The sequence below is a fragment of the Hyphomonas sp. UBA3601 genome, assembly GCF_002375605.1.
Taxonomy (GTDB): Bacteria; Pseudomonadota; Alphaproteobacteria; order Caulobacterales; family Hyphomonadaceae; genus Hyphomonas.
The window spans coordinates 89,695-92,501 of sequence record NZ_DFME01000127.1; the positions used below are offsets into that span (position 1 = coordinate 89,695).

Annotated in this window: 4 protein-coding genes; 1 reads left to right on the plus strand and 3 read right to left on the minus strand. The window is 60.7% G+C overall.

The window, feature by feature from the left end; translation table 11 throughout:
* From B4F73_RS14230 to B4F73_RS14240, 3 genes are all read right to left on the minus strand, one after another.
* Positions 1 to 699: MFS transporter (locus B4F73_RS14230; protein WP_290483586.1), on the minus strand; the 699-nt coding region annotated here is incomplete at its 3' end.
* 37 nt (positions 700 to 736) lie between these two features.
* Positions 737 to 1,909, minus strand: coding sequence for an alkaline phosphatase D family protein (locus B4F73_RS14235; RefSeq protein WP_290483587.1), 1,173 nt, complete (start codon positions 1,907 to 1,909; stop codon positions 737 to 739).
* Between the two features lie 75 nt (positions 1,910 to 1,984).
* Positions 1,985 to 2,536 carry a DUF2306 domain-containing protein gene (locus B4F73_RS14240; protein WP_290483588.1) on the minus strand — a complete coding sequence of 184 codons (552 nt, stop codon included), beginning with the start codon at positions 2,534 to 2,536 and terminating at the stop codon, positions 1,985 to 1,987.
* Between the two features lie 11 nt (positions 2,537 to 2,547).
* Between B4F73_RS14240 and B4F73_RS16865 the strand changes: the two genes are divergently transcribed.
* A partial coding sequence (locus tag B4F73_RS16865; protein WP_290483589.1) for a hypothetical protein occupies positions 2,548 to 2,807 on the plus strand: 260 nt, incomplete at its 3' end.

The window sequence follows — 2,807 nt, forward strand, 5'->3', positions numbered from 1 at the left end:
CCCTCCCCCGCCAATGGAGAAGCTTTCAAAATAGATCGGCAGCAAAGCGAGCGTACCGGTATTGATCACGCCCGCCAGCATCACCCCGATGACAGCCGCCGGAGCCAGTTTGTACAGGCGCCCAATCGGCATTGCCTTGCGATCCGGCGCTTCCGGCTGTTCCTGCTGTGTGAGGCAGATCGGCACGAGCGCCAAGGTCAGGAACAATGCGGCCCAGCTATACGCGCGGCTGTCGAGCGGCGACAGGCCGGCCACGAAGAACGGACCAATCATCAGCGAGAGTTTCGCGCCCATGTGATACAGGCCCATGACATTGCCGCGCGACTTGTCCGGCACGGCCTGACCCAACCAGCTCTCCACGCTCGTGAACATGTAGGCAAAACTGACACCCTGTACGATGCGTACGATGGCCCAGAAGCCGGGCTCATACCACAGGGACAAGGCAATGGACCCCGCCGAAGTGACTGCTGCGGCAGCAGCGAACAGGCGGATGTTGCCAAAGGAGGCAAGCGCTGCAGGTGCGGTCCATGCCCCCAGCATGAAGCCCGTCGCATAGAGCGCGGCGATGCCACCGATGAATTGGGGCGCCGTGCCCAGCGCTTCGAGCCCAAGCGGGGTCAACATGCTCAACAAGCCGCCCGCAATTTGCAGGATCATCACCGCCAGGATGAGGGCGAAGACATTGCGGGTATCGGTCATAATCTACAGGCGGCCTTTCCGTTGCCGCGTGGCATAGCTACCGGAATTGGGCGGTTGTTTGACGAACCGTCTCGCCTGCGGCGTTTTTTATCTCAAGATCGACAGACCCAGCGGCCCAATCGATGCCGATTGCACCATAATTGTCCTGCGAAAAGCCTTCGCCGACCTGTGCTGAGTCCATCTCGTCCGTCGTATCCTGGAACGACACATTCAGCGATGACGCCGTCAGCTCATAGGCCGGGTATGGCAGCGCCCTCTCACTGCGATAGAGGAAGGATGCGTGCCGGTCGCCTGACACGAACACCACGCCGTTCGCACCTGTCTCACTGATCAGACTGTAGAGGCGCTGCTGTTCGGCTGGCAGGCGCGACCAGCTTTCCCAGCCATGCCCATCGGTCGGCAAGACCTGGATCGACGAGACGATCAGGCGCAAATCCGCCGGCTTTTGCAGCTGGTTTTCCAGCCAGGTCCACTGGTCATTGCCCAGCATGTCCTGATTGGGATCGGAAGACTGGATATAACGCTCCTTGCCGGTCACGCCATACTCGTCTGTCGCGGTCAGCGGCGACCGGAAGAAGCGGGTATCCAGCATGATGATCTGGGTGCGCTGGCCTTCCGGGCCAAAGCTGCGCGCATAATAGGTGCCGGGCCAGGCGCCGACATCCATGTTCTCGATCCCCCAGAAGCGTTCGTGCACGCGCTCGGCAAGACGACGGAACGGAAATTCTCGGCCCGCATCATTGGCGCCATAGTCATGGTCGTCCCATGCCACCATCATCGGATGGCTTGCCCGCACGGCCTGAAAGTCGCTACGGGCGGCGAGATCGGCAAAACTCTCGCGAAGTTCGTCGAGCTCAGCCTGATTGGTGGCATAGCTCATGCCGTCCTTGTCGCCATAGACATTGTCGCCAATCATCAGGAAAAGGTCCGCGTCTTCGGCGGCGATGCGCTGCAATGTATCGGACGGTCCGGCTTCTTCCTCATCATGACAAGAGCCAACCAGCACGCGCGACAGGACAGAGTCTTTCGAAGGCAGCGGCAATCCGGCGGGCGCGGTCGGATAAAACTCTTCCGGCAATGTGCGGTAATAGGCGTCGAGCGCGTCTTCGGCATTCTGCGGCGCGCGCGTTATGCCCGGAATGGTGATCGGCCCCGGCGTCTGACACGCCGCGAGCCCTGCAACGACAATCGCACTGACAATACGTTTCATTCTACCCCTCCAAGGTACCTCTACCTGCAATAGGTGTAGCGGTCTTTGGAGGGGTCGGTAAGAGGCATATTCCGGTCAAACGCCGAAGAAGATCGACCACATCATGCGGCCCGGCAGGAAGGTAAACAGGCCGGCAACCAACATGCCCCCTGTGAACATTCCGGTCATTTCCTTGCGGTGCTTCGCAATGTCCTTTCGGCGCGCTGCAGCGATGCCCATGGGCAGGCCGATGATTGTCCAGGCTGACAGGCCATGGATCCAACTGAAGCTGTTGCCATTGAGGCCTGTCAGGAAGAAGGAACTGATCGCCGTGATCGCCATCGCCACAACCCAGGCATAGCCAAGCCGCTTGTGCAGCCCCCTGCCCTTCACGCCCATCATCAAAGCCGTGCCGATACCAAACGCGCTGAGCGCTCCCGCCAGGTGCATTTTTAGCACGACCGGCGACTCGGTCAGACGCGCGGCATCCAGCCTGAACCGGATTGGAGGATTGTCCGCGCTTTTCAGGATCATCCAGCTGATCACCGCATAGGCGGCAAGGCCGATCAGGATCACGGTGCGGTTGCTGGGCCGCCTCAGCGACAGGCGGGGCAGTCCGGATGGCAGGGCAAAGGCAGGGCTTTTCATGGCAGGTCTCCTTGGCGACAGGCTTAGCGCAGCGTGACTGTGTGGACGGCGCCATCGGTCGGCAGGGCGAACGCGGCATCGCCGAAGCTTGGCGGGCCAAAGCGAACCGGCGCGTCATTGGAGAAACCATAGGGTTCTGTCGGAATACCGAAATTTCCACGCGCCAGTTCGCCGTCGCCATCTACGTCGTGAAACAGCTTCACACCGTATGTGCCGGGCTCCAGCCCTTCGAAGACGACGGAATCAGCCCTTCGAAGACGACGGAATCAGC